Origin of the sequence: Kitasatospora saccharophila, from assembly GCF_039529925.1 — a bacterium.
GTDB lineage: Bacteria > Actinomycetota > Actinomycetes > Streptomycetales > Streptomycetaceae > Kitasatospora > Kitasatospora saccharophila.
Genome location: NZ_BAAANS010000044.1, coordinates 15,544 through 41,337 on the forward strand (window position 1 = coordinate 15,544; position 25,794 = coordinate 41,337).

Annotated in this window: 27 protein-coding genes and 1 pseudogene; 6 read left to right on the forward strand and 22 right to left on the reverse strand. The window is 76.4% G+C overall.

The window, feature by feature from the left end; all coding sequences use genetic code 11:
• Positions 1-3 precede the first annotated feature (3 nt).
• From ABD345_RS27895 to ddaH, 8 genes are all read right to left on the reverse strand, one after another.
• Positions 4-576, reverse strand: coding sequence for a hemerythrin domain-containing protein (locus ABD345_RS27895; protein WP_344555863.1), 573 nt, complete (start codon positions 574-576; stop codon positions 4-6).
• Positions 577-745: 169 nt separating this feature from the next.
• A complete protein-coding gene (locus ABD345_RS27900) occupies positions 746-976 on the reverse strand; it encodes a DUF6213 family protein (protein ID WP_344555865.1) in 231 nt (76 codons plus the stop codon).
• Positions 977-1,022: 46 nt separating this feature from the next.
• Positions 1,023-1,319 carry a CDGSH iron-sulfur domain-containing protein gene (locus tag ABD345_RS27905; protein ID WP_380271994.1) on the reverse strand — a complete coding sequence of 99 codons (297 nt, stop codon included), beginning with the start codon at positions 1,317-1,319 and terminating at the stop codon, positions 1,023-1,025.
• The gene (locus ABD345_RS27910; RefSeq protein WP_344555866.1) at positions 1,306-1,959 is read right to left on the reverse strand and encodes a HemK2/MTQ2 family protein methyltransferase; all 654 of its coding nucleotides are present in this window, start codon (positions 1,957-1,959) and stop codon (positions 1,306-1,308) included. Before ABD345_RS27910 ends, ABD345_RS27905 begins: the two co-directional genes overlap by 14 nt.
• 103 nt (positions 1,960-2,062) lie before the next feature.
• Positions 2,063-3,193, reverse strand: a complete 1,131-nt coding sequence (locus ABD345_RS27915; RefSeq protein ID WP_344555868.1) for a carboxylate-amine ligase — start codon at positions 3,191-3,193, stop codon at positions 2,063-2,065.
• Positions 3,190-3,690 carry a flavin reductase family protein gene (locus ABD345_RS27920; RefSeq protein WP_344555870.1) on the reverse strand — a complete coding sequence of 167 codons (501 nt, stop codon included), beginning with the start codon at positions 3,688-3,690 and terminating at the stop codon, positions 3,190-3,192. Before ABD345_RS27920 ends, ABD345_RS27915 begins: the two co-directional genes overlap by 4 nt.
• Complete coding sequence (locus tag ABD345_RS27925) at positions 3,687-4,838, reverse strand: iron-containing redox enzyme family protein (RefSeq protein ID WP_344555873.1); 1,152 nt, start codon at positions 4,836-4,838, stop codon at positions 3,687-3,689. The genes ABD345_RS27920 and ABD345_RS27925 overlap by 4 nt, the downstream gene beginning before the upstream one ends.
• A 38-nt stretch (positions 4,839-4,876) precedes the next feature.
• On the reverse strand, positions 4,877-5,725 hold the full coding sequence (gene ddaH, locus ABD345_RS27930; protein WP_344555875.1) for a dimethylargininase: 849 nt from the start codon (positions 5,723-5,725) through the stop codon (positions 4,877-4,879).
• 296 nt (positions 5,726-6,021) lie between these two features.
• Between ddaH and ABD345_RS27935 the strand changes: the two genes are divergently transcribed.
• The gene (locus ABD345_RS27935) at positions 6,022-7,161 is read left to right on the forward strand and encodes an AI-2E family transporter (RefSeq protein ID WP_344555877.1); all 1,140 of its coding nucleotides are present in this window, start codon (positions 6,022-6,024) and stop codon (positions 7,159-7,161) included.
• A gap of 353 nt (positions 7,162-7,514) precedes the next feature.
• Here ABD345_RS27935 and ABD345_RS27940 read toward each other — a convergent pair whose 3' ends face one another.
• The 4 genes from ABD345_RS27940 to ABD345_RS27955 all read right to left on the reverse strand — a co-directional run bounded on the left by ABD345_RS27940 (position 7,515) and on the right by ABD345_RS27955 (position 11,585).
• Positions 7,515-10,259 (reverse strand): DUF6923 family protein, encoded by a 2,745-nt coding sequence (locus ABD345_RS27940; protein ID WP_344555878.1) that lies wholly within the window; start codon positions 10,257-10,259, stop codon positions 7,515-7,517.
• 107 nt (positions 10,260-10,366) lie between these two features.
• Positions 10,367-10,696 carry a hypothetical protein gene (locus ABD345_RS27945; protein WP_344555880.1) on the reverse strand — a complete coding sequence of 110 codons (330 nt, stop codon included), beginning with the start codon at positions 10,694-10,696 and terminating at the stop codon, positions 10,367-10,369.
• Positions 10,697-10,713: 17 nt separating this feature from the next.
• On the reverse strand, positions 10,714-10,902 hold the full coding sequence (locus ABD345_RS27950) for a hypothetical protein (protein ID WP_344555882.1): 189 nt from the start codon (positions 10,900-10,902) through the stop codon (positions 10,714-10,716).
• Complete coding sequence (locus ABD345_RS27955) at positions 10,899-11,585, reverse strand: HAD family hydrolase (RefSeq protein WP_344555884.1); 687 nt, start codon at positions 11,583-11,585, stop codon at positions 10,899-10,901. Before ABD345_RS27955 ends, ABD345_RS27950 begins: the two co-directional genes overlap by 4 nt.
• Positions 11,586-11,728: 143 nt before the next feature.
• Here ABD345_RS27955 and ABD345_RS27960 point away from each other — a divergent pair, with 143 nt between their 5' ends.
• Together ABD345_RS27960 and ABD345_RS27965 are read left to right on the forward strand one after the other, a co-directional pair.
• The gene (locus ABD345_RS27960) at positions 11,729-12,262 is read left to right on the forward strand and encodes a DUF6328 family protein (protein ID WP_344555886.1); all 534 of its coding nucleotides are present in this window, start codon (positions 11,729-11,731) and stop codon (positions 12,260-12,262) included.
• 43 nt (positions 12,263-12,305) lie between these two features.
• Positions 12,306-13,325, forward strand: coding sequence for an SDR family oxidoreductase (locus ABD345_RS27965; protein ID WP_344555889.1), 1,020 nt, complete (start codon positions 12,306-12,308; stop codon positions 13,323-13,325).
• A 255-nt stretch (positions 13,326-13,580) separates the two neighbouring features.
• Here ABD345_RS27965 and ABD345_RS27970 read toward each other — a convergent pair whose 3' ends face one another.
• From ABD345_RS27970 to ABD345_RS28015, 10 genes and pseudogenes are all read right to left on the reverse strand, one after another.
• Positions 13,581-13,973 (reverse strand): hypothetical protein, encoded by a 393-nt coding sequence (locus ABD345_RS27970; protein WP_344555891.1) that lies wholly within the window; start codon positions 13,971-13,973, stop codon positions 13,581-13,583.
• 79 nt (positions 13,974-14,052) lie between these two features.
• Positions 14,053-15,162, reverse strand: coding sequence for an enolase C-terminal domain-like protein (locus ABD345_RS27975; protein ID WP_344555893.1), 1,110 nt, complete (start codon positions 15,160-15,162; stop codon positions 14,053-14,055).
• Positions 15,163-15,172: 10 nt separating this feature from the next.
• Positions 15,173-17,590 carry a GMC family oxidoreductase gene (locus tag ABD345_RS27980; RefSeq protein WP_344555894.1) on the reverse strand — a complete coding sequence of 806 codons (2,418 nt, stop codon included), beginning with the start codon at positions 17,588-17,590 and terminating at the stop codon, positions 15,173-15,175.
• Complete coding sequence (locus ABD345_RS27985; RefSeq protein WP_344555895.1) at positions 17,587-18,012, reverse strand: hypothetical protein; 426 nt, start codon at positions 18,010-18,012, stop codon at positions 17,587-17,589. Before ABD345_RS27985 ends, ABD345_RS27980 begins: the two co-directional genes overlap by 4 nt.
• Positions 18,009-19,803 (reverse strand): annotated as a pseudogene (locus ABD345_RS27990) (thiamine pyrophosphate-requiring protein). The gene ABD345_RS27985 and the pseudogene ABD345_RS27990 overlap by 4 nt, the downstream one beginning before the upstream one ends.
• 126 nt (positions 19,804-19,929) lie before the next feature.
• Positions 19,930-20,310, reverse strand: coding sequence for a VOC family protein (locus ABD345_RS27995; protein WP_344555897.1), 381 nt, complete (start codon positions 20,308-20,310; stop codon positions 19,930-19,932).
• A gap of 99 nt (positions 20,311-20,409) precedes the next feature.
• Positions 20,410-21,675 carry an acyl-CoA thioesterase/bile acid-CoA:amino acid N-acyltransferase family protein gene (locus ABD345_RS28000; protein WP_344555899.1) on the reverse strand — a complete coding sequence of 422 codons (1,266 nt, stop codon included), beginning with the start codon at positions 21,673-21,675 and terminating at the stop codon, positions 20,410-20,412.
• 198 nt (positions 21,676-21,873) lie between these two features.
• On the reverse strand, positions 21,874-22,422 hold the full coding sequence (locus ABD345_RS28005; RefSeq protein ID WP_344555901.1) for a hypothetical protein: 549 nt from the start codon (positions 22,420-22,422) through the stop codon (positions 21,874-21,876).
• A gap of 134 nt (positions 22,423-22,556) precedes the next feature.
• Positions 22,557-22,799: a hypothetical protein gene (locus ABD345_RS28010; RefSeq protein ID WP_344555903.1), complete on the reverse strand. Its 243-nt coding sequence runs from the start codon at positions 22,797-22,799 to the stop codon at positions 22,557-22,559.
• Positions 22,800-22,804: 5 nt separating this feature from the next.
• Positions 22,805-23,128 (reverse strand): plasmid stabilization protein, encoded by a 324-nt coding sequence (locus tag ABD345_RS28015; RefSeq protein ID WP_344555905.1) that lies wholly within the window; start codon positions 23,126-23,128, stop codon positions 22,805-22,807.
• A gap of 425 nt (positions 23,129-23,553) precedes the next feature.
• Between ABD345_RS28015 and ABD345_RS28020 the strand changes: the two genes are divergently transcribed.
• The 3 genes from ABD345_RS28020 (at position 23,554) to ABD345_RS28030 (ending at position 25,619) form a co-directional block, all read left to right on the forward strand.
• Positions 23,554-24,498, forward strand: a complete 945-nt coding sequence (locus tag ABD345_RS28020; protein ID WP_344555907.1) for a SigB/SigF/SigG family RNA polymerase sigma factor — start codon at positions 23,554-23,556, stop codon at positions 24,496-24,498.
• Between the two features lie 147 nt (positions 24,499-24,645).
• Entirely contained in the window at positions 24,646-25,143 is a 498-nt protein-coding gene (locus ABD345_RS28025; protein WP_344555909.1) for an STAS domain-containing protein, read from the forward strand.
• Positions 25,143-25,619 carry an ATP-binding protein gene (locus ABD345_RS28030; protein WP_344555911.1) on the forward strand — a complete coding sequence of 159 codons (477 nt, stop codon included), beginning with the start codon at positions 25,143-25,145 and terminating at the stop codon, positions 25,617-25,619. Before ABD345_RS28025 ends, ABD345_RS28030 begins: the two co-directional genes overlap by 1 nt.
• The last annotated feature ends 175 nt before the right edge of the window (positions 25,620-25,794 follow it).

A 25,794-nucleotide genomic window follows, 5' to 3' on the forward strand; every position in this document is an offset into this window, starting at 1 on the left:
GGATCAGGTCCGGCTGGAGTCGCCGAAGCGGAAGCGCCGGTGCATCCGCTCGCGCCAGGGCAGTTCCGGAGCCACCAGTTCGTCCGGCGGGGCCTGGGCCAGCGGGCCCGGGAGCGGCATCGCGGAAGCCTCCGCCTCGGTGGCCCGGACCTGGGCGCCCAGGGCGGCCAGCCGCACCGGGGCGAGCCGCTCGCGCACCGCCGGGAACACCCGCGCCTCCTCCCGGCCGAAGTGCCCGGTCGCCGCCTCGACCAGCCGGGCCACCAACCGGTCGAACTCGGCCGAACCCGGCGCCGCCCCGCGCAGCTCCCGGACCAGGGCCCGCAGCGCGGCGTGCGACTGCAGACCGTGGTCCACCGCGTCGTCCCCCGGCGGGTGGCCCGGCCGGGCGAGCGGGTACAGGTGCTCCTCCTCGGCCGTCAGGTGCCGCACCAGGGCGTCTGCGGTGACCGCCGCCAGCCGGCAGCGCCGGGGGTCGCCCAGCGGCAGCCCCCCGAGTTCGCTGAAACGCACCCGCAGCACCTCGTGGTCGGTCGTCAGCTGCTCCAGCAGGTCGGGTTCGCGACGGGCGGCCATCTCCACGCGCCTCCTCGGATCGTCCTTCCGCTCCTCGGCGCGCGCCTGCCCACCGGCGGAGTGCGGAAACACCGGCGGGGTGGGGGGAACCCCGGCGGGGTGCGGGAGCCCGGGCGCGGCCGAGGGGCGGGGTCCGGGTAGCCGTCCCGGGCCCCGCCCCTCGGGGTCCTCACTCCTCGTCGCTGGCGATCTCGATGCAGGCCAGGTCGATCTGGTCGGCGAGCTGGCGGACCAGCTCGGCGAGGGTACCGGTGGTCGCCGGGTCGAGGCCGCTGTCAGTCTGCTCGGCCCACTCCTCCCACTCCTCGGGCAGTGCCCGTAGCAGTTCCACCACCTGGAGGGCCGGAATGGCCAGGCCACCCGACAGCCCGCAGATCACCGGAACACTGAGCCGTCCCACGGCGTCCACCTCCTCCTGCGCTCACCTGCCGCTCGACGTCCTGAGCTCATCCGGGCGTCTGCCCGGAGCCGTCCGGCGGAAACGGCGGCGCGGCGCGGTCGGGGCCGGGGGCGGGATCGGGGCCGGGGTGGGGGCGGCGGGTGCGGTGGCTGGTGTCGCACAGCGGGTAGTGGCGGCTGCGGCGGCAGGTGCAGACCGCGACGACCGGGCGCTCACAGGTCAGGACCGTGCCGTCCGGCAGCAGCAGCTCCACCGGGCCGTCGATCAGCAGCGGACCGCGCTCGGTCAGCCGGACCCGGGGCGGGGGCGGCCCGGCGGTGCGCCCCGGCTCAGTCGCGGACACCGCGCACCACCACCAACTCCTCGGTGCGGACGCCCGGTTCGATCAGTCCGGTGCGCTCGAACCAGCCCGCCCGGGCGGTCATCACCGGCCCGAACCCCTGCAGCCGCCGGGCGGCCACCGTCGTCCGCAGCCCGGCCGCGCGCAACTGCCGCACGGTGGCGGCGGGGTCGGCCAGCGAGGACTGCACGAGCAGCAGCACCCCGCCCGGCGCGAGCAGCGGCGGCACCCGCCGGCAGAGCGGGTCCAGCAGCAGCCGTCCGTCCGGCCCGGCGTCCCAGGCCCGGGCGGGGCCGGACCGGGGCGGCGGCCCGGGATACGGGGAGGGCACGTACGGGGGGTTGCTCAGCACCAGGTCGTACCGGCTGCCGGTGGCGGGTGCGGTGAGGTCACCGCGCCGCACCCGCAGCGGCAGGTGGTGCAGGTGGGCGTTCAGCCAGGCGGTGGCCAGCGCCGACCGCGACAGGTCGACGGCGGTCACCCGGCAGCCGCGCCGGGCGGCGGCCAGGGCGAGCGCGCCGGAGCCGGTCCCGAGGTCCAGGCAGCGCGCGCCGGGGCGCACCGGCTCCCGGTCGAGCACGTCGAGCAGCAGGGCGGTGTCCCCCTGGGCGGGGTACACGCCGGGCGGTCGTAGCAGCAGCATGGGCCCGCGTATGCCCGCCGGGCGGCGGGCGACACGTCGGCGGGTCGGGGCGGTGGGTGCGGCGCCGGGTGGGGGTGGTGAACTCGGCCGGGGTGGGGGTGGGTCAGTGGGGTCGGGCGGTGCGCTGGGTGAGGTCGTCGACGACGGCGGAGAGGTGGCCGTGGCGGGCGAGGGCGGCGCGTTGGCGGTCGGCGCCGCTGCCGGTGGCCAGCAGGTGGGCGGTGAGGTGGCGGGCGAGGCCGAGTTCGTGGGTGCGGCGCAGGGCGGGGGCGGTGAACTCGACCAGGGCGGGGAGGAGTTGGCGGGCGGGCCGGGGGTGGCCGGTGAGCGGGTCGGGCAGTCGGGCGTCCAGGGCGGCGGCTGCGGCGCGGCGGTGGGCCAGGTGCAGCGGGCCGTCCGGCAGGGGCAGTGGGCGGGCCGGGGTGCGCGGGTCGAGCAGGGTGTGGGCGAGGGCGCGCAGCAGGACGGCCAGCAGCAGGACGGTGTCCAGGTCGGCGCTGCTGTCGGCGATCCGCACCTCCAGGGTGGGCAGGTGCTCGGACGGCCGGGCGTACCAGTACAGCATCCGGCGGTCGAGGATCACCCCGTCCGCGAGCAGCCGGTCCAGCGCGGTGCGGTAGCCGGGTTCGTCCAGCACCGGGGCCGGGCCGAAGGTGGGCCAACGGGCGTACCGGTCAGGCCGGTTGGAGGCGGTGCCGTGGTCGGTGCCCTCGCAGAACGGGGAGTTGGCGCAGAACGCCTGGAACAGCGGCAGCCAGCCGCGCATCCGGGCGCTGAGCGAGAGGGCCTGACGGTGCGTCAGATCGCCCAAGTGGACGTGGCAGCCGCACAGTTCGGCGCCGACCTGGTCGGCGACGCCGTCGATCCGGTCGGCCAGCCGCAGGTAGCGGGACTTCGGGGTGACCGGCAGCGGGTGCCGGCTGGGCAGCACGGGGGTGCCGGTGGCGGCCAGCCGGCAGCCGGCCCGGTCCGCGGCGGCGACCAACACGGCCCTGGTGTCGGCGAGTTCGGTGCGCAGTTCGGCGGCGGTGCCGACCGGCCGGGTGCAGCCCTCCACCTGGGTGGCCAGGAACTCGTGCTGGGCGCGCGGCCCGAGCGTCCGGGCGGCGTCCGCGACCACCGCCCCGGCGGCCGGCACGGTGACCCGGCTGCGCGGGTCGGTCAGCAGGAACTCCTCCTCGACGCCGAAGCGGAGCAGCGGCGGCGGGCGGCGGCCGTCCGGTGCGGCGTTCACGCCGGGTGGCCCGGGTCGAGTCCGCTGACGTCCCGCAGGGTCAGCACGGCGGGTGGCGGCGGCTCGGCGCCGCCGCCGGTCAGCGGGGCGAGCAGGAACCCGGTGTGGTCGCCGCCCCCGACCCGCTCGACCACCCGCCCGGCGAACCAGGCCGCCGCGTCCGCGAGCACCGGCACCCCGGCCGGGCCCGGACGCCACGCGGCCCGGGCGAACTTGTCGACCTCGTCGCCGGTGCTCCCGCCGAACAGCCGGGCCAGCGCCGCCCCGGCGTCGTCCGGCGGCAGCAGGTGGACGGCCAGGACCTCCGCCCGGGACGCCACCCGGTGGGTGCGGTTGGCGTGCGAGAGCCAGACGGCGAACCGCTCCGGGTGGATCGAGCACTGCGAGCCGAAGCCGACCAGGCAGCCGGCCCGCTCCTCCCCGGCCGCGGCGGTGACCACGTACACGGGCGGGTCGAGCAGGCCCAGGAACGCCCCGGTGCCGTCCGCCGCGTTCACCGCGGGGCCCCTTCCGGCGGAAGCGGCGGACGACCGGCCGGTCCGTGGAGCCGGTCGGGCCGGTCGGACTGGTCGGGCCGGTCGGACTGGTCGGGTAGGCCGGGCTGATCGGGCTGGTCGGGGGCGGCGGGTTCTGCGGGCAGGGGTGCGCGCAGCGAGCAGGTGCCGGAGCGCCAGGCGGTCAGCAGGTGGTCGGCGAACCGGTCCTCGGCCAGCGAGTAGGCCAGGGCGCCGAAGGCGATCTCCGCCGCGGGGCAGTCCGCGGGGCCGGCGAGCAAGGGCTCGATCACGGTGTGCCGCACCAGCTGCTCGTGGACGGCGTCGGCGAGGACGTGCTCCCGGTAGAAGAGCGTCCCGCGCGGCGAGCCGCCGAGCCGTTCGAACGCGGCGGCGAGCCGGGCCGCGCCGGGCGGAGAAGTGATCTCCAGGGCGGCGAACTGCCCGACCAGCGCGGCCCGCAGCGAGCGGTGCAGGCCGAACAGCGACATCGTGTTGACCACGGCCAGGGCGGGCGCGGGCACCACGTCCAGGTAGCGGCCGTACGCCGGGTCGAGGCCGAAGTCGGCCATCATCGCGGCGAACAGTTCGGCGTGCGCCCGCTCCGGCCGGCCCGCGCCGTACTCGTCGTACTGCAGCGCGACGAGTGCCGCCTTCGCCGGGTGCGGCAGCCGGGGCACCGCCCACATCTGCGGGTCGGCCTCCTTCAGGTGGTACGTCGAGCGGTGCGCCAGGTACTCGCGGGCCTGCTGCCGGGTGCCCGCCGTCAGCAGGTGGTGCGAGGGCCCGTCGCCGTCCGGTGGTTCGGCCAGCAGATCGGCCAACACGGCCTCCAGCGGCGGCGGTTCGCCCACCTCCCGGCGCAGCGCGGCCAGGAACGCCCGCTCCAGCCGCCCGCGCAGGGCGAGCAGCGGCGGCGACCACTCCCAGGCGTCGTCGACGTCCGCGAAGCCCCGGTAGTGCAGCTCGTAGCAGACGTACAGGGCGAGTTGGGCGTCCTCGCCCCAGGGGTCGGCCGGGACGTCGAGCGGCGGGGGAGACAGGTGGGTCGGGGGCGGCCGGTGCAGCGCGGTGAGGACGGCGGCCGAGAACGGGCCGCGGGCCGCGGGCAGTCGCGGCGCACCGGTGTTCGTGCGGGTGGCGGTCGACACGGTTCCCACCTCGTTTCGTTCCTCGGGGGCTCGGTCGTTCAGGCCGAACGGAGTTCCAGTACGCAGCACTTGGGGCCGCCGCCGGCCTTCAGCAGCTCCGGGAGCGAGACCGGCACCGGTACGAACCCGGCCGCCCGCAACTGACCGGCCAGGCCCCGGGCGGCGGCCGGCAGCACCACGTGGCGGCCGTCGCTGATCGCGTTCAGGCCGAACGCGGCGGCGTCCGGCGCGTCGGCCAGGATCGCGTCCGGGTAGAGGCGGTGCAGCACCCGGCGGGCGGCCGGGGCGAACGCGTCCGGGTAGTACATCACCCGGGTGTCGTCCAGCACGGCCAGCGCGGTGTCCAGGTGGTAGTAGCGCGGATCGGTCAACTCCAGTGAGACCACCGGCAGTCCGAGCACCCGCTGGGCCTCCCGGTGGGCGGCGGTGGTGGTGCGGAAGCCGCTGGCCGCCAGGATCCGCCGCCCGACCACCAGCAGGTCGCCCTCGCCCTCGTTCACCTCGGCGGCGGTGCGGACCTGCCGGAACCGGGCGGCCGCGAACCAGCGCCGGTGCGCCGCCGACTCGCCCGCGCGCTGCCGGTGGCGGAAGTTCGCGACCAGCACCCGGCCGGCCACCACCGTCGCCCCGTTCGCGGTGAACACCATGTCGGGCAGGCCCGGCTCCGGCGCCAGCAGGTCGACCCGGTGGCCGAGCGAGCGCAGCACCGCCGCGAGGTCCCGCCACTGCCGCAACGCGACCGCCCGGTCCACCGGCCGGTCCGGGTCCATCCACGGATTGATCGCGTACTCCACCGCGAAGTGCTCCGGCGGGCACAGCAGGTACCGCCGTCGGCGGGCCGGGAGCCCGGGGCGGGCCGGGACGGCGGGGGCGGTGAGCGGGTCCATGTGCCGCGTCTGTCCGCCGCCGCCCGCAGCGAAACGGCGGCCCGGCGGGAACGGGACGGTGCTGGCGGGGACGGCGACGGGGACGGGACGGAGGCAGGAGCGGGACGGGCTGCTGGGGTGGCGGGATGGAAGGGCGCTGGCGGGGACGGCGGTGGCGGAACGGAGGTAGCGGGGCGGCGCGGGGTGGGCGGGGGTGGAACGGCTGGGGGCGGGCAGACGGTACGGCCGGAGGTGGTGGTGCGGTGAAACCGGGAGTCGAGCGTCGAACGGTCGGGGGCGGGCGGAGGGGCCGTCCGGTGCGGGGGCCGCGCGGGCCGGTGGTGCGGGGAGTGCGGCCGGGCGCGGGGCCGGGGCAGGTCGGGAAGGGGAGCGGGCTGGAGCGGGCGGCGGCGCGGGCGTGGCGGTTGCTGGTGCTGGCGGCGGCCGGGTACGCGGGCTACCTGCTGGTGGGGAAACTGCTGCTGCCGGTGGTGGCGGTGTTCGTCGCCCTGGTGATCACGGCCGTGCTGCGGCCGCCGGTCGACCTGCTGTCCCGCCGGATGCCGCGCGCGCTGGCCGTGCTGCTCACGCTGCTGGGCGGGCTGGCGCTGATCGCCGGACTGGGGCTGCTGGTCGCGATGGTGGTCCGGGCGCAGGCGGGGCAGCTCGGCGGGCAGGTGCGCGACGGCGTCGACCGGCTGGAGCACTGGTTGGAGGGGCCGCCGCTGCACGCCAGGACCGGGACGCTGTCCGACCTGCGGCAGCGCCTGGGCGACCTGCTCAGCACCCACCGGCAGGCGGTGCTGTCCACCGCCGTGACCAGCGCCGGATGGGTGGTCGAGGCGGCGGCCGCGCTCGCGCTCGCGGTGTTCTGCGCCGTGTTCCTGACCCACTCCGGGGAGCGGATGTGGCACTGGGCGACCGACCTGATGCCGGCCCGGAACGCGGCCGTCTGGCAGCGGGCCGGGCACGCCGCGTGGCGCACCTTCGCCGGGTACACCCGGGGCCTGTTCCTGGTGGCGGGCACCAACGCCGTCCTGGTCGGCGTGGTGCTGGCGGTCCTCGGGGTCCCGCTGGCCGTGCCCCTAGCCGGGCTGGAGTTCCTGGCGGCGCTGATCCCGCTGGTCGGTTCGCCGATCGCGCTGGCCGTCGCCTCCCTGGTCGCCCTCGCCACCCGGGGCCCGGTCACCGCCCTGTTGGGGCTGGCGCTGATCGTGCTGATCGGCCAGCTGGAGGGGCACGTGCTGCACCCGCTGGTGATGGGCTGGGCCGTCCGGCTGCACCCCGTCGCGGTCGCCCTGGCGGTGGCCGTCGGCGGCACCCTCGGCGGGATCGTCGGCGCGGCCGTCGCGGTGCCGGTGCTGTCGGTGGGCTGGGCGGTCTTCCGCGAGCTGCACGAGGGGGACGGACGGGACGACGCCGGGGCGCGGGGAGCGGGGCGGGGCGGCGGCCCGTGAGGCGGTGCGGCCCGTGGGGGCGTCCCACGGGCCGGTCGTGGTCGGGCCGGGGGTGACGATCGGGGCGGCGTCTCCGGCGCGGGTGCGGCCGATCCGGACCGGGCAGCGGCCCTGGGGGCGGGGAGGGCATGACCAGGTCCGCGGCGGCCGTCCGCACCGTCCGGGCGATCCCGTCAGCCCGTGGCGGCGCGGCTCCGACGGGAACACGAACGGCCTGCTGCGCCAACACTTCCCGAACGGCACCGGCCGGGGGCGGCTCAGGACGGCGACTCCTGCACGGGCGGGGAAGGCCGGGAAGGCGCCCGTGGCGCGACCGGAGGACCGGTCGCGCCACGGGTCGGTGGTGCTGCGGGTCAGTGGTGGCGCGGCTGGTTGCGCCGACGCCACCACAGCAGTGCGCCGCCGGCCAGGAGTGCCGTACCGGCTGCGGCGGCGGCCGGTGCCGCGCCGCCCGGACCGGTCGAGGGCAGGTGCCCGCCCCCGCCGTGCCCGCCGCCCCCGCCGTGCCCGCCGGTGGGCACGGGGGCGGGAGCGCTGGTGGAGGCCGTGGGTGAGGGCTCGGCGCTGGTCGGTGAGGGGCTGGGTGTGGTGCCGCCGGTGGGGCTGGTGGTCGGTGAGGGGCTGGGTGTGGTGCCGCCGGTGGGGCTGGTGGAGGGGGAGGGGCTGACCGTGGTCGGTGAGGGGCTGGGGGAGGGGCCGACGTTGCCGGTGGGCGACGGGCTGGGCGAGGGGGACGGGGTGGTGACGGTGGTCTCGGTGGCGCAGGAGGTGTTGTCCGTGCAGGTGCCGGAGCTGCCCGGGACGACGGTGTTGCGCAGGACCCGGTCGCCGGTGGCGGGGGCGTTGACGGTGACGCTGTAGGTGACGGCGGTGTGCGCGCCGGCGGCCAGCGGGCCGGACCAGTTCAGGGCGGTGCCGGTGACGGTGGCGCCGTTGGTGGCGTCGCCGTTGTAGGCGGCGTCGTCGAGGACGGCGCTGAGGTCGTCGGTGAAGGCTGCCGGGGTGTCGGCGGTGAAGTCGGTGGTGCCGGTGTTGGTGACCGTGACGGTGTAGGTGACCCGGTCGCCGGGCCCGGCCGTCGTGCTGGAGGCGGTCTTGGCGACGGTGAAGGCACGTGCGGTGACGGGCGTGCCGGTCGCGCAGTCGGCGTCGGTGGCGCAGGTGCCGTACGGGCCGGGAACGGCGGTGTTGGCCAGCACGGCGCCGGGCGCGGTGCCGGGCCGGACGGTGGCGCCGTAGGTGAGGGTGGTGGTGGCGCCGACGGGCAGTGGCAGGTCCCAGGCGAGGGTGGTGCCGCTGAGGGCGCCGCCGTTGCTGGCGTCGCCCGCGTAGTCGGCGTCGTCGAGGACGCCGGAGAGGTCGTCGGTGACATGGGCGGCGGGCGCGGCGCCGGGTCCGGTGCCGAAGGGCACGGCACCCGTGTTGGTGACGGTCAGCGTGTAGGTGACCTTCTCGCCGGGGGTGGCGGTGGTGGGTGCGGCGCTCTTGTGCAGGGTGAACTCGGCGACGGGGGTGGTGCGTTGGCAGACGTCGGCGCAGCTGCCGGTGCCGCCGGGGACGACGGCGTTGCGCAACACGTGGTCGCCGGTGTCGGGGGAGCCGACCACGACGACGTAGGTGAGGGTCCGGGTCTCACCGACGTCCAGCGGGCCGGACCAGGCGACGCCTTCGGCGGTGGCCCGCAGGCCGCCGGTGAGGGAGGCCGGGTCGAGGGCGGCGTCGTCCAGGACGTTGGCCAGGTTGTCGGTGAACGAGGCCGGGTTGGCGTCGGTGTAGGCGAGGGCGCCGGTGTTGGTGACGGTGACGGTGTAGGTGACGCGGCCGCCGGGGCCGGTGAAGTCCGGCGCCTCGATCGAGGCGGCCTTGGCGACGGTGAACGAGGGGGCGGGCAGCCCGGCCGGGCAGGCGGTGGAGAAGGAGGCGTTGTTGGCAAGGTCGGGGTCGGCCTCGTTGCCGAGGACCTGCGCGGTGTTGCTGATGCCGCCGCTGACGCAGTCGGTGCCGGCGGTGGCGGGCGCGGTGCCGGTGACCGTGAGGGTGGCGCTCTGCCCGGGGGCGAGCGGACCGCCGCTGCACTGCAGGACGCGGTGGCCGCCGTCGTCGCTGGTCACGGCGCAGCCGCTGCTGGTGGTGGCGGTGCCGGACAGCGCGTCGGGCAGGGTGTCGGTGACCACGTAGCCGGAGGAGGCGCCCGGGCCGCGGTTGGTGACGGTCAGGGTGTAGGTGAGGGTGTCGTTCGGGTTCCACTGGGCGGGGCCGGTCTTGGTGATCGCCAGGTCGGCCGTCTCGCCGGGGTACGCGGCGCCGTCGTTCTGGGTGTTCGCCGGGCCCTTGGTCGCCGAGACGATCACCGCGGACGGCGTCGCGGAGGCGGGGTCGACCAGGCGCAGCTGGTAGACGGTGCCGGTGACGTTGTTGGAGATGCCGATGTTCCCGTTGCCGTACACCCACTGGGCGCCGTACGGGTTGGCGGGCAGCTTGGGCGCGGCCACCGACAGCACCTCGCCGGTGGCCGGGTCGATCCGGTGGATCCGGCCGCCCTCGCCGTACACGCCCCACAGGTAGCCGGAGGCCCAGACGAAGTCCGAGAGGTTCGGGACCTGCGCGGACAGGGCGATCCGGGTGGTGGTGCGGGTGGTGACGTTCACCGCGTAGAGGTTGCGGTCGGCGGTGGCCGGGCGCACGTACAGGGTGTCCGCGGTGGGGCCGTCGCCGAAGGTGCCCTGGTTGTAGTTGAACTGGCTGGACGGCAGCCCGACCTGGCCGAGGTTGGTGGCCGCGCCGCCCTGGCCGATCCGCACCAGCGCGCCGTTGTCGTTGACCCCGTACAGGTAGCGGTCGGCGGTGCGGTAACCGATGGCGTTGTAGCCGGAGGCCGCCGTGCCCTGCTTGGCGAAGGCGATCGCCCCCGGCCCCTGGACGGCCTCGTACAGCGTCGTGGGCTCGCCCCGGGCCGGGCCCTGCGCCACGAACACCAGGCCCGGCCCGGCGGGGAACGGGTCCCCGGCCGCCGCCGTGGCCGGTTGCGGCCCCCAGGGCACGGCGGCGGCCCCGAGACCGCCCGCCAGCATCAGCCCGATCCACCATCGACGCCTCATCGCGTCCGCCTTCCGTCCTTCGGTACGAGAACGGGCGGATCGTAAGCTTACTATTAGTCATATATGTAGCATTTACGCCGAATGTGGTCGAGCCGGTCGGCCCGTCCTCACGGGAGGCGCGGGCCCCGACAGTCGGGAGCACCGGGGGAGGGACGGACGGCGCGGGCTGTCGAGGCGGCCAGGGCGGTCAGCGCCGCCAGCGTCGCCACCAGCCCGAGCCGGGCCAGTCGGGCCGTCCGCGCCACGGCCGCTGCCAGGGTCAGCAGGACGGTGAACAGGGCCCGGCAGGGCGGGCCGAGGACGGCTCGGAACTGGTGGTGGCGCATGGTGCGCAGGCGGAGGTCGAGTTCGACGTCCACCCGGAGTTCGGCCTCCAGGGCCGCCAGCAGTTGGCGTTCCCGGGGGGAGAGCGTCGCGCCGCCGTCCACCGTCCTCACCACCAGTCGTCAGGAGCTCAGCCGTCGGCCGTTCCGGGCACCGGGCCGGTCTCCGCGACCGCGACCGCGCCCGGAACGGCGACCGCGGCCGGGCCCAGGAAGGCGCACAGGGTGCTCAGGGCGGTCCAGGACACCGTGCGGGCCCGGTAGGCCAGGCGGCGGGCGAGCGGGCCGACCCGGCGGGGCCGGTCGGTCGGGACGTTCATCGTCCACCGGTCCGGGGGTGGGCCAGCACGCTGGTGCCGAGCTCGTCCAGCAGGGCGCCGACCGAGGAGTGCACCTCGACGGCGCCCGCGCCGCGCAGCTCGGCGGCGGCGAAACCGCCGCTCTCCACGCCCACGCACGGCGTCCCGGCCCGGCCCGCCGCCTCGACGTCCCACACGCTGTCGCCGACGAACACCGACCGCTCCGCCGGGGCGGCCGCCTGCTTCAGCGCTGCCTGCACCAGGTCCGGGGCGGGCTTCGAGGCGTCCACCTCGTCCGCGTCGGTCACCGCGTACAGGGCGTCGTCGGCGTCCAGCACCCGGCGCAGCACGTCCAGTTCGCGTCCGGAGGCGGAGGTGGACAGCACCACCCGCCAGCCCCGTCCGGCGCACTCGCGCAGCAGGTCGCCCGCGCCGGGGAAGGCGCGCAGGCCCGGCCAGTGCTGGGCGTAGAGCGCGAGGTGCGCGGCGTCGACCGCGTCGTCCTCGGAGCGGTCCCGGTCGTCCCCGAGCAGGTGGTCGAGCAGTTGTCCGCTGCCCATGCCGATGGCCCGGTGGATCCGGGCGGCGTCCACCTCGTGCCCGTACTGCGCCAACGCCTGCCACCAGGCCAGGGTGTGCAGGTAGACAGTGTCCACCAGGGTGCCGTCCACGTCGAACAGTGCGGCCGCGACGTCCGCTGCCATGCCGTCGCCTCCTCCCGACCGGGGCTCTGCGGCCCGGACTTCTTCCGCTGCGTGCCCCCGTCTACCCCGGTCGGCGTGCTCCACACCCCCGTTTTCCGCCGGGCCCGGACGGACAGACGCCCGGGAGGAAGGGGACGGTGCGGATGACCGAGCAGCACCTGGGTCGGCACGAGACCCCGAACGAACGCGCGGACCGGCGCTGGACCGAACTCCTCCAGGAGGTCCGGGTGGCCCAGACCGGTGCGCAGATCCTGTTCGGCTTCCTGCTGAGCGTCGTCTTCATGCCGCGCTTCACCACCCTCAGCGGCTTCGAACGCGGCCTGTACGTGGTCACCGTCGTCCTCGGCGCGCTCGCCACCGGCGCCCTGATCGCTCCCGTCGCCTACCACCGGCTGCTCGCCGGACGCCGTCTCAAGCCCCAACTCGTCGACGCCACCGCCCGGGTGGTCACCCTCGGTGTCGTCCTGCTCGCGCTCACCGTCGGCTCCGCGCTGCTGATGCTGCTGCACCTGGCCACCGGCGGCAGCCCGCTGGCCTGGGTGGTCGTCGCCGCCGTGATGGGCTGGTTCGCGCTGTGGTGGCTGGTGCTGCCCTGGCTGCTGCTGCACCGCAGCGGCAACGGGAGCGGCGGGGACGGGGACGGGAGCGGCGGGGACGGGAAGGGGGCGCGGGACTGAGGGGGCCGGTTTCCGTTCCGGCCCCGGTGGTCAGACGCCCGCCATGGCACCCACCGAACCCCGTACCGTCGTCGTCACCGGCGCCTCGGCCGGCGTCGGCCGCGCCGTGGCCCGCGCCTTCGCCGCCCGCGGCGACCGCCTCGCCCTGCTCGCCCGCGGCCGGGCCGGACTGGACGCCGCCGTGGAGGAGGCCCGCGACATGGGGGCCCGCGCGATGGCCGTCCCGGTCGACCTCGCCGACCCGGACGCCGTCGAACGCGCCGCCGAGAGCGTCGAACGCGAACTCGGCCCGATCGACGTCTGGGTCAACGCGGCCCTGGCCTCCGTCTTCGCCCCGTTCACCGAGATCACGCCCGCCGACTTCCGCCGCGTCACCGAGGTCAGCTACCTCGGCTACGTGTACGCCACCCGGGCCGCGCTGCGCCGGATGCTGCCGCGCGACCGGGGCTGCGTGGTCCAGGTCGGCTCGGCGATCGCCTACCGGGGCATCCCGCTGCAGAGCGCGTACAGCGGGGCCAAGCACGCGCTGCAGGGCTGGAACGAGGCGGTGCGCTGCGAACTGCTGCACCGGGGAACGGCGGTGCGCACCACGATGGTGCAGCTGCCCGCCGTCAACACGCCGCAGTTCGACTGGGTGCGCTCCCGGCTGCCCCGGACGGGCCGCCCGGTCGCGCCGGTCTACCAACCCGAGCCGATCGCCCGCGCGATCCTGTACGCCGCCGACCACCCCGGCCGCCGCGAGTACCGGGTCGGCGCCTCCACCGTCCTCACCGTGCTGGCCAACGGGCTCGCCCCCGGCCTGCTGGACCGCTACCTCGCCCGCACCGGCTACGACGCCCAGCAGACCGACGCCCCGCGCCCGCCCGACCAGCCCGACAACCTGTGGGCCCCGCTCGACGACCAGCGCGACCACGGCGCCCACGGCCGCTTCGACGACGAGGCGAAGCCTCGCAGCCTCCAAGCCTGGGCCGACCGCCACCGCGTCCCGCTCGCCGCGGCCGGCAGCGCCGTCCTGCTGCTGGCGGCGGGCGCGGCCCGGCGCGGGCGGGCGGCGCGGGGGTGAGCGGTCAGGGCGACCGGGTGCCGACCGGGTCGTCGCCGGGCGGGGGCGGCGCGGCCGCCGGTGCGGCGGGGAGTCGTCGACGGACGGCGAATTCCCCGGTGCCGGGCACCCGGGTGGGCGCGGGGCAGCGGGGAATTCGGGTTCCGGGCGCGGAGGGTCCTTGCCGGCGGAAGTCCGCCGGGTCGACCGGCCGTCGCCTGCTCCGTCCTGACGGTGCCTCTCCTCGACCTGTCCTCGAACCGCCGGGTTGGTGGCTCAGTGCGTGAAGCGGTGGCGCGGCCGGCCGGTCGGGCGCTGGGCGGCGGTGGAACCGCCGGTGGTGGTGCCAGTGGTGGTGCCGGTGGTGGTGTCGGTGCTGGGGAGGCCGGTCCGGTCGTCGGTGCGGTCCAGGACCACCGGGGCGTCCGCGGTGGCGGCCGCCCGGTGGCGGCGGTGCCAGCGCAGGCCGCCGACCGTCAGGGCGATCCCGGCGCAGAAGAGCAGGGCGAGGGCCAGGCCGGCCAGGAAGGCGCCGAGGGTGCTCATGGTGGCGATCTGGTGGCCGAGCACGTCGACGCCGGTCTCCGGGCCGCCGCCGAGGTTGTCGGCGATCAGCAGGCCCGCGAACGCGCCGGACGCGGCGAACAGCAGGATTCCGAGCAGCAGCATGGTTCAGGTCCTTTCGCTTGCTCCGTTGCTCCTGGTCGGCGGGCGTCTGCCCAGCCCGGCCGGGCCGAATCAGCCCGGGTCAGACGTCCGCCAGGTAGGGCGCGGCGCGCCCCTCGGCGAGGGTCAGGCCGTGGCCGGGGGCGCCGTCCGCGCCGGGGGTGACGGTGCCGCCGGCCGGGTCGAGGGTGCCGTCGAACAGCAGCGACTCGACCCGGACGTGGTCGTGGAACCACTCCAGGTGCCGGACGGCGGCGCCCCGGGCGGCGGCCGCGTGGGCGTGGGCGTGCGGCGAGCAGTGCGCGGAGAGCGGGACGCCGGACGCCTCGGCGACGGCCGCCGCCCGCAGGAAGCCGGTCGGGCCGCCGCAGCGGGTGGCGTCGGCCTGCAGGCAGTCCACGGCGGGGGCGAGCCGGGCGAAGTAGCGGCTGTCGTCGCCGTACTCGCCGGCCGCCACGTCGGGGGCGACGGCGGCGCGGACGGCCGCCAGCCCCGCCGGGTCGTCGGAGGACACCGGCTCCTCGAACCAGCTCACCCCGTCGTCGGCGAACGCCGAGGCCAGCCGGATCGCCCGCTTCGGGGTGAACGCGCCGTTGGCGTCCACGTACAGCGCCGTGTCCGGGCCGATCGCGGTGCGGGCGGCGGCGATCCGCTCCAGGTCGCGTTCGGGGCGGGTCCCCCAGGACTCGCCGATCTTGATCTTGACGCGCGGGATGCCCTGCTCCTCGACCCAGCCGCGCAACTGCCGCTCCAGCACCCGGTCCGGGTACGTGGTGAAGCCGCCGCTGCCGTACACCTCGACCGGCCGGGGCCGCCCGCCCAGCAGCCCCACCAGCGGGACGTCCAGCAGCCGCGCCGCCAGGTCCCACAGCGCCAGGTCGACGGCGGACAGCGCGTACGTGCCCAGGCCCGGGCGGCCCGCGTTGCGCAGCGCCCGGCGCATCGCCTCGTACGCGCCGGAGGTGTCGAGCGCCTCCCGGCCGAGCACCACCGGGCCGAGCTGCTCGCGCACCAGGGCGGCGGTGGCGGGCGGGCCGTACGTCCAGCCCAGGCCGGTGGCCGGTCCGCTGCCCGCCTCGACCAGCACCAGGGTGGTGGAGTTCCAGGCGAGGGTGCCGTCGGCCTCGGGGCGGTCGGTCGGGACGGTGTACACCCGGGCCGTCAGCCATTCGATCGGACGGTCGGTCCACATGACGCTCACCTCACGGCTCTCGGTTCGGGGTGCGCAGGCCCTGCCGGGCCCCGGCGGCGAGCACGCCCGCCGCCCGGTCGACCAGGGCCATGATGGTCAGCGCCGGGTTGGCGGCGCCCTGGGTCGGCAGCACGCTGCCGTCGGTGATCAGCAGGTTCGGCACCGCGAAGGAGCGCAGGTCGCGGTCGACCACGCCGTCCTCGGGCCGGGCGGCCATCCGGCAGCCGCCGACCAGGTGCGCGTACCGGTCGATGGCGATCACCTCGCTGGCGCCCGCCGCGGTCAGGATCGCCTCCATGGTGCCGCGCGCGGCCGCGATCACCTGCTTGTCGTTGTCGCACTGCGAGTAGGAGAAGTGCGCGACCGGCAGCCCGTGCCGGTCCTCCTCCTCGGCGAGGGTGACCCGGTTGTCGGCCTGCGGGAGCAGCTCGGCCAGCCCGCCGAGCGTCGCCCAGTGCACGTAGTCCGACAGGTAGTGGCGCAGCTTCTCGCCCCAGTGGCCCTGGGCGACCACGTGCTCGGCCCAGGTGATCGGCATCGGCGAGACGGTCTGGATGCTGAAGCCGCGCCGGTACGGCTTGGCCGGGTCGGTCTCGTAGAACGCCTCGGTCGACACCTCCGGCGGCGGCGCCTTGTAGGCCCGCACCTCCTGCTCGAAGCGGCCGGAGACCTGCGGCGCGCCCTGCACCATCACGTACCGGCCGACCTGGTCGAAGTCGTTGCACAGGCCGTCCGGGAAGCGCGCGTTCGCCGAGTTGAGCAGCAGCCGGGGCGTCTCGATCGCGTACCCGGCGACCGCCACCGTCCGGGCCCGCTGCAGGTGCTCGCGGCCGCCGCGCAGGTAGCGCACGCCGCGCGCCAGGCCGTCCGGGCCGAGCTCGACCGCGCAGGCCATCGCGTCGGCGCGGACCTCCACGCCGTGCGCCAGCGCGTCCGGCAGGTGGGTGATCAGCGGCGACGCCTTGGCGTTGACCTTGCAGCCCTGCAGGCAGAACCCCCGGTACACGCAGTGCGGGCGGCGCCCGAACCGGCCGTTGCTGATCGCCACCGGCCCGACCCGGGCCTCCAGGCCGAGCGCCGCCGCCCCGCGCAGGAACACCTCGCCGTTGCCGCCCACCGGGTGCGGCGCGTGCGGGTAGGCGTGCGGCTCGCCCCACGGCCAGTACTGGCCCGCCACCGGCAGCTCCGCCTCCAGCCGCTGGTACGAGCCGCGCAGGTCGCCGTAGGCCAGCGGCCAGTCGGCGCCCACCCCGTCCCGGCGGTGCGTCTCGAAGTCGGACGGGTGGAAGCGCGGCGCGTACCCGGCGAAGTGCACCATCGAACCGCCCACCCCGCGCCCGGAGTTGTTCGACCCCATCGGCACCGGGTCGGAGCCCGACAGCACCCGCGGCTCGGTCCAGTACAGGTGGTGCGAGCCGTACTCGTCGCTCACCCAGTCGCGCAGCGGGTCCCAGAACGGGCCCGCCTCCAGCACCACCACCGACCAGCCGGCCCGGGCCATCCGCTGCGCCAGCACGGTGCCGCCCGCGCCGCAGCCGACGATCACCAGGTCGACCTCGTCCTCGTCCCGGTGGCGGCGCATCCGCTCCACCAGCCGCCGGTCGAAGCCCAGGCCGTCCCGGGGCAGCAGCCAGGCGGAGGCGTTGCGCCGCCGCACCGCGCGCTGCCGCCGGGTGGTCTGCCGCAGGGTGGCCAGCGCGGCCTTCGCCTCGCCGTGCCGGCCGGGGTCGGTGACGGCGGGCAGCGGCGGCGGGTCGGGCCGCTCGGCGGCCGGCTGCCGCTCGGGGTGGGCGTCGGCGACCTCCCAGCGCTCGCGCCGCCCGACGCCCAGCCGGGCGTACCCGGACGGGAAGGCCGGGCCGCCGAAGCCGATCTCGCTCCAGGCCGTCGGGTGGGAGTAGTACGCGGTGCAGGCGTAGCGCGTCCACAGGCTCCACACGTGCTTCGCGGGCCAGCCGTGCCAGCGCACCGCCCGGCGCACCTTCTCCACCAGGCCGTCCTGCTCACGCCCGGTCAGCTCGGCGAAGCCGCGGCGGCCCGGCAGCGCCCGGGCGTCCTCGTCCAGCGCCCGCATCGTCTCCGGCCAGGCCCGGTCGTCCGGCGGCAGGTCCGCGTAGTGCCAGCCGTCGGTCTCCCGCTCGGCCAGCCGGGCGTCGATCATCTGCAGCAGGTCGACCGGCGGGTCGTCCAGCAGCCGGTTCAGCAGGGCCCGGGCGGTGGCCTCCTCGGCGGGCGTGAACAGCCGCAGCGGCGGGCACGGCCCCGCGACCCGGGAGGTCACCAGGGCGGCGGTCACCTCGTCCCACTGCGGGCGGCGGGCCAGCGGGTCGTAGCCGGGGAAGCGGCCCTGGTACGGCCGCTCGCCGTGCGCCGACCGCTCCTCGCCGGGCGGCTGCTCCCCGCCGGTCGGCCGCTCCGGTGCGCTCACGACCGGCCCTCGCGCCGCAGCACCGCCGCGACCAGGCCCATCCCGCCGACCATGCCCAGCAGCAGCGGGGCGAACACCGGCGGGCCGGTCTCCAGGTTGAACCGGGCCATCCGCCAGCCGCCCGGCTTCTCGGCGACCCCGCGCACGTGCAGCCAGAACCCCTGCAGCCCGTTGGCGGCGATCGCCGCCGACACCACCGGCAGCACCGTCCGGGCCGCCCGGGCGTCCGCCGCGCCCGCCACGCCCGCCGCCGCGCCGAGCGGGCCCAGCACCACCGGCCACCACATCATCCGGTTCCCGAACCCGGCCCGGTCGTGCTCCAGGTAGATCTCGGCGGCCGCCACCACCGAGCCCGCACCGGTGGCCAGCGCCAGCGAGCGCTGGAACCGGCCCTCGCGCAGCGCCGCCAGCGGCCCGGTCACGACTTGCTCCGGTGCGGCAGCAGCTCGGCCAGCTTGGCCCGCAGGCCGCGCTTGACCACGGCCACCCGGTCGCTGTCGCCGCGCAGCACCGACTCGGCGGCGTCCTTGATCTGCGACCAGTCGGCGTGCGGCGGGATCGGCGGCACCGCCGGGTCGGTGCGCACGTCCAGCACGCACGGCCGGTCCGCGCCCAGCGCCCACTCCCAGGCCGCCCGCACCTTGCCCGGGTCCTCGACCCGCAGGCCGCGCAGACCCACCGACTCGGCGAAGTCCGCGTACCGGACGTCCGGCAGCTGCTGCGAGGGCAGGAAGCTCGGCGCGCCCTGCATCGCCCGCATCTCCCAGGTCACCTGGTTCAGGTCGTGGTTGTTCAGCACGCACACCACCAGCCGCGGGTCGCTCCAGCGCTCCCGGTAGCGGGCGACGGTGACCAGCTCGGCCAGCCCGTTCATCTGCATCGCGCCGTCGCCGACCAGCGCCACCACCGGCCGGTCCGGGTGGGCGAACTTCGCGCCGATCGCGTACGGCACGCCCGGGCCCATGGTGGCCAGCGTGCCCGACAGCGAGCCGCGCATGGTGCCGCGCATCCGCAGGTGCCGGGCGTACCAGTTGGCCGCCGAACCGGAGTCCGCGGTCAGGATCGCGTTCTCGGGCAGCAGCGCGTCCAGCGCGTGCACCAGGTACTCCGGGTTGACCGGGTCGGCGGGCACCTTCGCCCGCTCCTCCATCACGTCCCACCAGCGCGCGGTGTTCTTCTCCACCTGCTTGCGCCAGCTCCGGTCCTTCTTGCGGTGCAGCATCGGCAGCAGCCGGTCCAGCGTCGCCGCCGCGTCACCGACCAGGTTGACCTCGTACGGGTAGCGCAGCCCCACCATGAACGGGTCGGCGTCGATCTGCACCGCCCGCGCCTGGTCGAACTCCGGCAGGAACTGGGTGTACGGGAAGCTCGACCCGACGGTCAGCAGGGCGTCGCAGTCCCGCATCAGCTCGTACGAGGGCCGGGTGCCCAGCAGCCCGATCGACCCGGTCACGTACGGCAGGGTGTCCGGCAGCACGTCCTTGCCGAGCAGCGCCTTCGCCACCCCCGCGCCCAGCAGCTCGGCCACCTGCTCGACCTGCCGGCGCGCCCCGCGCGCCCCCTGGCCGACCAGCATCGCCACCTTGCCGCCCGCGTTCAGCACCTCGGCGGCCCGCAGCAGCTCGCCGTCGTCCGGGACGGGGTGCGACTTCGGCATCCCCAGGCTGGACGGCACCATCTTGAACGCGTGCTCCGGCGCCTGCTCGGGCAGCTCCTGCACGTCCGCCGGGATGATCACGGCGGTCACCGTGCGGTACGTCGCGGCCGTCCGGAACGCCCGGTCCAGCACGTTCGGCAGCTGCTGCGGGACGGTCACCATCTGGCAGTACGCCGAGGCGACGTCCTTGTACAGGCTCAGCAGGTCCACCTCCTGCTGGTACGAACCGCCCATCGCGCTCCGGTCGGGTCTGCCCGACGATCGCCACCACCGGCACGTGGTCCAACTTGGCGTCGTACAGCCCGTTCAGCAGGTGGATCGCGCCCGGCCCGGAGGTCGCCGCGCACACGCCGACCTTCCCCGAGAACTTGGCGAACCCCACCGCCTCGAACGCCGCCATCTCCTCGTGCCTGGCCTGCACGAACGCCGGCCGGTCGTCGGCCCGCCCCCACGCGGCCAACAGCCCGTTGATCCCGTCCCCCGGGTACCCGAACACCTGCTCGACGCCCCACTCCCGCAAGCGGGCGAGCACCTGATCGGCCACGGTCCTGGACAATGGACGGCCCTCCTTCACGCGCGACGACAGCACTGTCGCGCGTCTGACCGCCTCGCCGGAGGGGAAACCCCGGGAGCGTCGGGGCGACCGGAACCCATGGGAGGGCGGGCGGGGGCGCGGGGACGGTCAGAGTTCCTTGATCCGGGCCTTGAGCAGGCAGAACACATTGCCCTCCGGGTCGGCCAGGACGTGCCAGGACTCCTCGCCGGTCTGCCCGACGTCGGCCGGGCGGGCGCCGAGCGCGAGCAGGCGCTCCAACTCGGCGTCCTGGTCGCGGTCGGTGGCGCTGACGTCGATGTGCAGGCGGGGCAGGCCCGGGTGCGGCTCGGCCTCGGCGCTCAGGAACAGGGTGGGCTGGGCGCCGCCGAAGCCCTCGGGCGGGCCGATCTCGATGCTGCCGTCCGCCTCGCGGCCGAGCACCGTGAAGTCGAGCACCGCGCACCAGAAGCGGGCCAGCACTTCGGGTTCGCGGCAGCCCAGGACGAGTTCGCTGATCCGGCACGCCATCGGGGAACCTGCTTCCGGTGAGGGGACGACGACCTCTCCGCCTACCCCGCACCGGGCCCCCGTACGCGCCGGGCGCGCCCGGGCCCGGTCGGTGGGGGGTCAGCCGGCCGGGTGGGCGAGCAGGGCCAGCAGCTCGGACCAGCCCTGCTCCTGGGCGGCGGCGTTGCCCGGGCGGGTGCCGCCGAAGTCGGTCTCCTGGCCGGTCACCGGGTGGGTGGGGCGGGTGCCGGCCGCGAGGTAGGGGAAGGTGCCGACGCCGTGCCCGGCGTCCGGGAGGACCAGGGCCCGGTGCGGGTGCGGGTCGTGGGCGGCGTCGAGCTCCTGGACGATCTGCCGGGCCCAGAGCGGCGAGGGCCACAGCCGGTCGTCGGCCCCGGCGACGGCCAGCACGGGGCCGCTGACGTGGTCGAGCGGTATCGGGCCCGAACCGACCGCCCTGCCGTCCTTGGTCCAGGCGGTGCTGAGGCGGTCCGGGAAACCACTGTTGACCTGCGCGGACGGGGAGTAGACCACCGCGCCGTGGACCAGTTCGGGGTAGTCGTCGGCGAGCAGCAGGGCCGCCTCGCTGCCGCGCGAGTAGCCCAGCGCCAGCAGGTGGTCGGGGTCGGTGCCGGGCTGCGCGGCCAGCAGGCGCGCGGCGGTGGCGAAGTACTCCAGCGGGACGTCCTTCAGGGCGCTCGGCAGGCCCGGGCGGCCGAAGTAGCTCAGGGCCAGCGCCGGGTAGCCGTGCGAGGCGAGCAGGGCCGCGGCCGGTGCCAGGCCGTTGCCGCCCTCCGAGCCGCCGAAGAGCAGCACCGCCGGGTGGCGCGGGGTGCCCGGGGCGGGCAGGAAGAGGTCGCCGGCGACCCCGTCCGGCGCCGGGGTGAGCTTCCGGTCGGTCACGCCGTCCCCGAGCCACCGGCGGGTCAGCGTCCGGGAGGCGGCCGGGCGTCCGTCCGCCGTGGCGGTCAGCGTGACCGGGTAGCTCTGCCGCAGCATGCCCGGCGGGTAGAAGGAGGCGTGCTCCGGGTCGCCGTCGGCGGGTGCCATCGACCAGAACAGGCCCATCCCGTCCGCCACCCGGTAGCTGCCGGAGGACGGGACGGCGTCGTCCAGGGCCACCGTCCCGCGGGCGTCCGCCCGGAAGACGGCCCGCCCGCTCCACCGCTTCCCCTGCTGGTCCTCCGCCTGCGAGCCGACGGTGACCTCCTGGCCGGACCGCAGGCCGGTGATCCGGACGTGCACCGCCTGGTCGGTGAGCGAGGTCGCGGCGTCCACCTCGATCACGGCGGGGCCGTCAGGCGCCGTCGAGCATCCCGCCGTCCCCGCGCCGACCAGGGCCAGCGCCGCCGTGGCGTCCGCCCAGCGCCGGATCCGTCCCCCCATGCTCTCCACCCTCCGTCCCCGTTCTTGCAAGTTTCAGCAAGAACATTCAACCGTTCGGCGGACAGTGTGCCAGCCCTTGCCGGCGGAGGTGGGCCCGGGGCGGCGAAGGTCGGCCCGGGGCGGCGGTGGCGGGCGCAGGTCGGAGCGGGCGGGGACGGGATGGGACGGGACAGGGCGTTGGCGGGGCGCGGGCGGGGGTCAGCCGCGGATGACGGACAGCAGCCAGAACACCGGGAACAGCACGACGCCCAGGACGCACATCAGGAACAGGGACGCCAGCCAGGCGAACACGTAGCCGTCGCCGCCCTCGGTGCTCCCCTTGCGGGCGGAGACCAGCAGCCACACGGCGGGCATGCCCAGGGTGGCGGCCATCCAGCCGGCGAAGGCGAGGTACTCCCCGGCGGTGACCGGCGAGGGCTGGTAGGCCCGGCCATTGACCTCCCGGACGTCCAGCCGGCCGCCGACCCGCGAGTCGGCGGCGCCGCGCAGCGTCATCGGCCGGGACGGGGCCCCGACCGGGGACGAGGGCGTGTAGCGGCCCTCGCAGCTGACGTCGGTGCTCTCCACCTCCTCGTAGCAGTGGGTGGCCACGTAGCTGCCGGTCGGCCCCAGCAGGCCGCTCATCGCGACCGCCGGGCCGCCGAGCAGCAGCCAGGTCGCCACCGCCGTGCCCGCCAGCCACAGCGCGGCGAACCCGCCCGCCACCCGCCACGGCCAGGTCGGCCCCAGCCAACGGACCCACCCCATGCGACGCCCCCTGCCCCCGGGTCATTCCGCCGCAGGACGCCCTACCCGCCGGAGCCGCTCCGGAACCCCGCCCCGGCCCGAGCGCGGCCCGACCGCCCGCCGTCAGCGACGGCGGGCGGTCGGGCGGAGCTGCCTCAGGGGATCGGGTCCGGCTGCGGGGTGGGTTCGGGGTGCGGGTCCGGGGCGGGCCCCGGCGGGGCGATCGGCGGGTCCGGGTCCGGCGGCAGCGGGGTGGGGCTCAGCGGGTCGGGCGGGTCGGTCGGCCGGGGCGGCGTGTCCGGCGGTTCGGGCGGCCGGACGTCCGGGTCGACGGGCATCGGGATGGTCGCGGCGGGTGCGGCGACCGTCGTGGGTGCGGGCGCGACGGGTGCGGGCACCGGGATCACCTCCCCAGGGCGTGCGCGAGCTCGCTCTTGTTCATCTTCGAGCGGCCCTTGACGCCGCGCTGCCGCGCCTCGTTGTACAGCTGGTCGTACGTCGGACCCCCGGGCCCCTGGTGCGAGCGCTTGCCGCCCCGGTGCCCGGAGGAGACGTCGTGGGTGGAGCTGCGGCTGGCCGTCCGGCTCTCGCCGTGCCGGGCGCGCTCCTTGTTGACGGTGCGGGCGGCGATCTCGGTGGCGCGCTTCTCGCTCGCGCCGCGCTTCAGCTCGCCCTCCTTGATGTGCTCGTACTGGCGCTCCCGCTTGGGGCTCGATCCGGCGGGCATGGTGGGACTCCTTCCGTCGCCGGGTGGGTCACCGGCGCGCATACCCGCCACCCGGCGGGCAAACCGGGCCGATCGGGTCGATCCGCGGAATCCGGTTCGGAACGGGCGGGCTGGGTACAAGTAGGACGCCACGTCGAGCGCGCACCGCCCGGCGGGGCCGACCCGCAGGGGTCGCCACGTCACCTCGTGTGACACGTCACGACACGTGAGCCGGGGCCGCGAGACCGAGCGTCCGCGGCCGTGCGCCGCGTGTCGGGAGCCGTCGCCTGAAGAAGCCGGGTTCCACGGTTCTCGCCCGCCCCGCCGCCGCCACCGCGCGTGCGGCCCGCCGAGCCGCGGACGGTCCGCACCGTCCGGCGCGCGGTGTGCCCGCACCGCCCGGGCCGCCGGGGCAGGCCCCTACCGCACCCGGGAGATGACTCCCCGTGACCACCACGTCCACCACCACCGGCGCCACCGCCGGGGGGACCGGGGGCGGGACGGCCGAAGCCGACCCGCTGCGCCGGCCCACCCGGAGCGAGATGCGCGCGATGGGCAAGTACGAGGCGCGCCGGCTCAGCGACGCGCTGTTCCACCGGCTGGCCGGGCTGCCGCCCGAGGACCCGGCCCACAGCTACGTCCGGGGCACCGTGATCGAGCTGAACATGCCGCTGGTGCGCTTCGTCGCCGCCCGGTTCCGGCACCGCCCCGAGGACCTGGACGACATCATCCAGGTCGGCACCGTCGGACTGATCAAGGCCGTCGACGGCTTCGACCCGGACCGCGGCGTCGAGTTCGTCACCTACGCGATCCCCACCATCTCCGGCGAGATCAAGCGGTTCTTCCGCGACACCTCCTGGCCGCTGCGCGTCCCGCGCAGCGTGCAGGAGCGCTACCTGGCGGCCGTGCACGCCTCCGACCGGCTCGAACAGGTCCTCGGCCGGCTGCCCGACACCGCCGAACTCGCCGAGGAGCTGCACGTCACCGAGGAGGAGGCCGCCGAAGGGCTGGAGGCCGGGCGGCTGTGCCGCTGCGACTCGCTCGACTCGCTGCGCGAGGACGGCCCCGACGACCCCGGCAGCGCCCTGGTCAACCGGCTCGGCAGCTGCGACCCCGAACTGGAGGTCGCCGAACTCCGGGTGATGGCCAAGCCGTTCCTCAACCGGCTGCCGGAACGCGAGCGCACCGTCCTGCTGCTGCGGTTCTGGGGCGGACTCACCCAGAGCGAGATCGCCGCCGAGATCGGCGTCTCCCAGATGCACGTCTCCCGGATCCTCGCCGCCACCCTCACCGGACTGCGCGAGCACATCGAGGGCACGGCCGCCGGGACGGCCGAGGGGGAGGGCGACGGGGCGGCCGACGGGACGGGCCGGGCCGGGGCCGCCGATTGAGTTCCGGGCCGGTCGGGTAGCCGCGACACCGGTCGGGTGGCCGCGACCCGACGGCGGCCCCAGGGTGAAAGACCCCGGATGAAAGGCCCCGGATGGAAGGCCCCGGGTGGAAGGCCCCGACACCGTACGGCAGGAGGTGTTCGAGTCGTGGACGCACTACCGGGCGCGGATCCCGGAGCCCCGCTCACCGTCGCACTGGACAGCCCCGACGGGGCGCTGGTGGTACGGCCCGAGGGCGAACTCGACCACGACAGCGTCGGCCCGCTGCGCGAAGCGCTGGAACGGGCCGTCGCCGACCCGCCCGGACGGCTGGTGGTGGACTGCGGCGGCCTGGGGTTCTGCGACTCCACCGGCCTCAACCTGCTGTTGCGCGCCCACGCCGCCGCCCTCCGGGCCGGCCTCCCGCTGCTGCTGGCCGCGCCCGGGCCGGTGGTCGCCCGGATGCTGGAGATCACCGGCGCGGACGAGGTGCTGGACGTCCACCCCACCGTGGCGGACGCGCTCGCCGCGCCGCTGCCGGGGGCCGGGGCCGGGGCCGGCGGGTCCGGCGGGGCGCACGGGGCCGGGACGGGAGCCGGCGGGGCCGGGACCCGGGCGGGAGCGGGAGACGCGGGCGGGACGGACGACGCGATCGGGGCCCCGTGATGGCCGAGCAGCCCGCCTCCCGCGCCCACCCCGCCCATCCCGCCGACCCGCCGCGAACCGGGACCGACCGGCGCAGCCTGCCGCTGACCGCCGTGCCGGGGACGGTCGCCCGGGGGCGGGAGTTCACCCGGCTCGCGCTGCGGGCCTGGGGCTGGCTGCCCGGCCCGGACGCCGCCGTCCGGGCCGTGGCCGAGGACGTGCTGCTGATGACCAGCGAACTGGTGACCAACGCCTGTCAGCACGCGGCCGGCCCCTACCTGCTGGAACTGACCAGGTACGGGCCGCTGGTGCGGGTCGCCGTGCGGGACGCCGACGACCGGCCGCCGGTGCTGCGCCCGCCCCTGGTGCCCGCCCGGCCCGGCGGGCACGGGCTGCGGGTGGTCGACCGGCTGGCGACCGCCTGGGGCAGCGAGCCGCTGGCCGGTGGCGGCAAGACGGTGTGGCTGGAGGTGGTCCGGCCTCCGGCGGAAGCCTGACCCCGGAGGTGCCACAGTGGAAGCAAGCGTGGAAGCAGGCAGCGGCCCCGCCCGCCGGGGCCGGGCCGTCCTCTCGGAGCCGAGGTGGTGGTCGCGTGGAGAGCACACCGGACCCCGGACGGCCGCACCGGCCGCCGCCCCCCGACCGTTCGGACCGTTCGGACCGGGGCCGGGA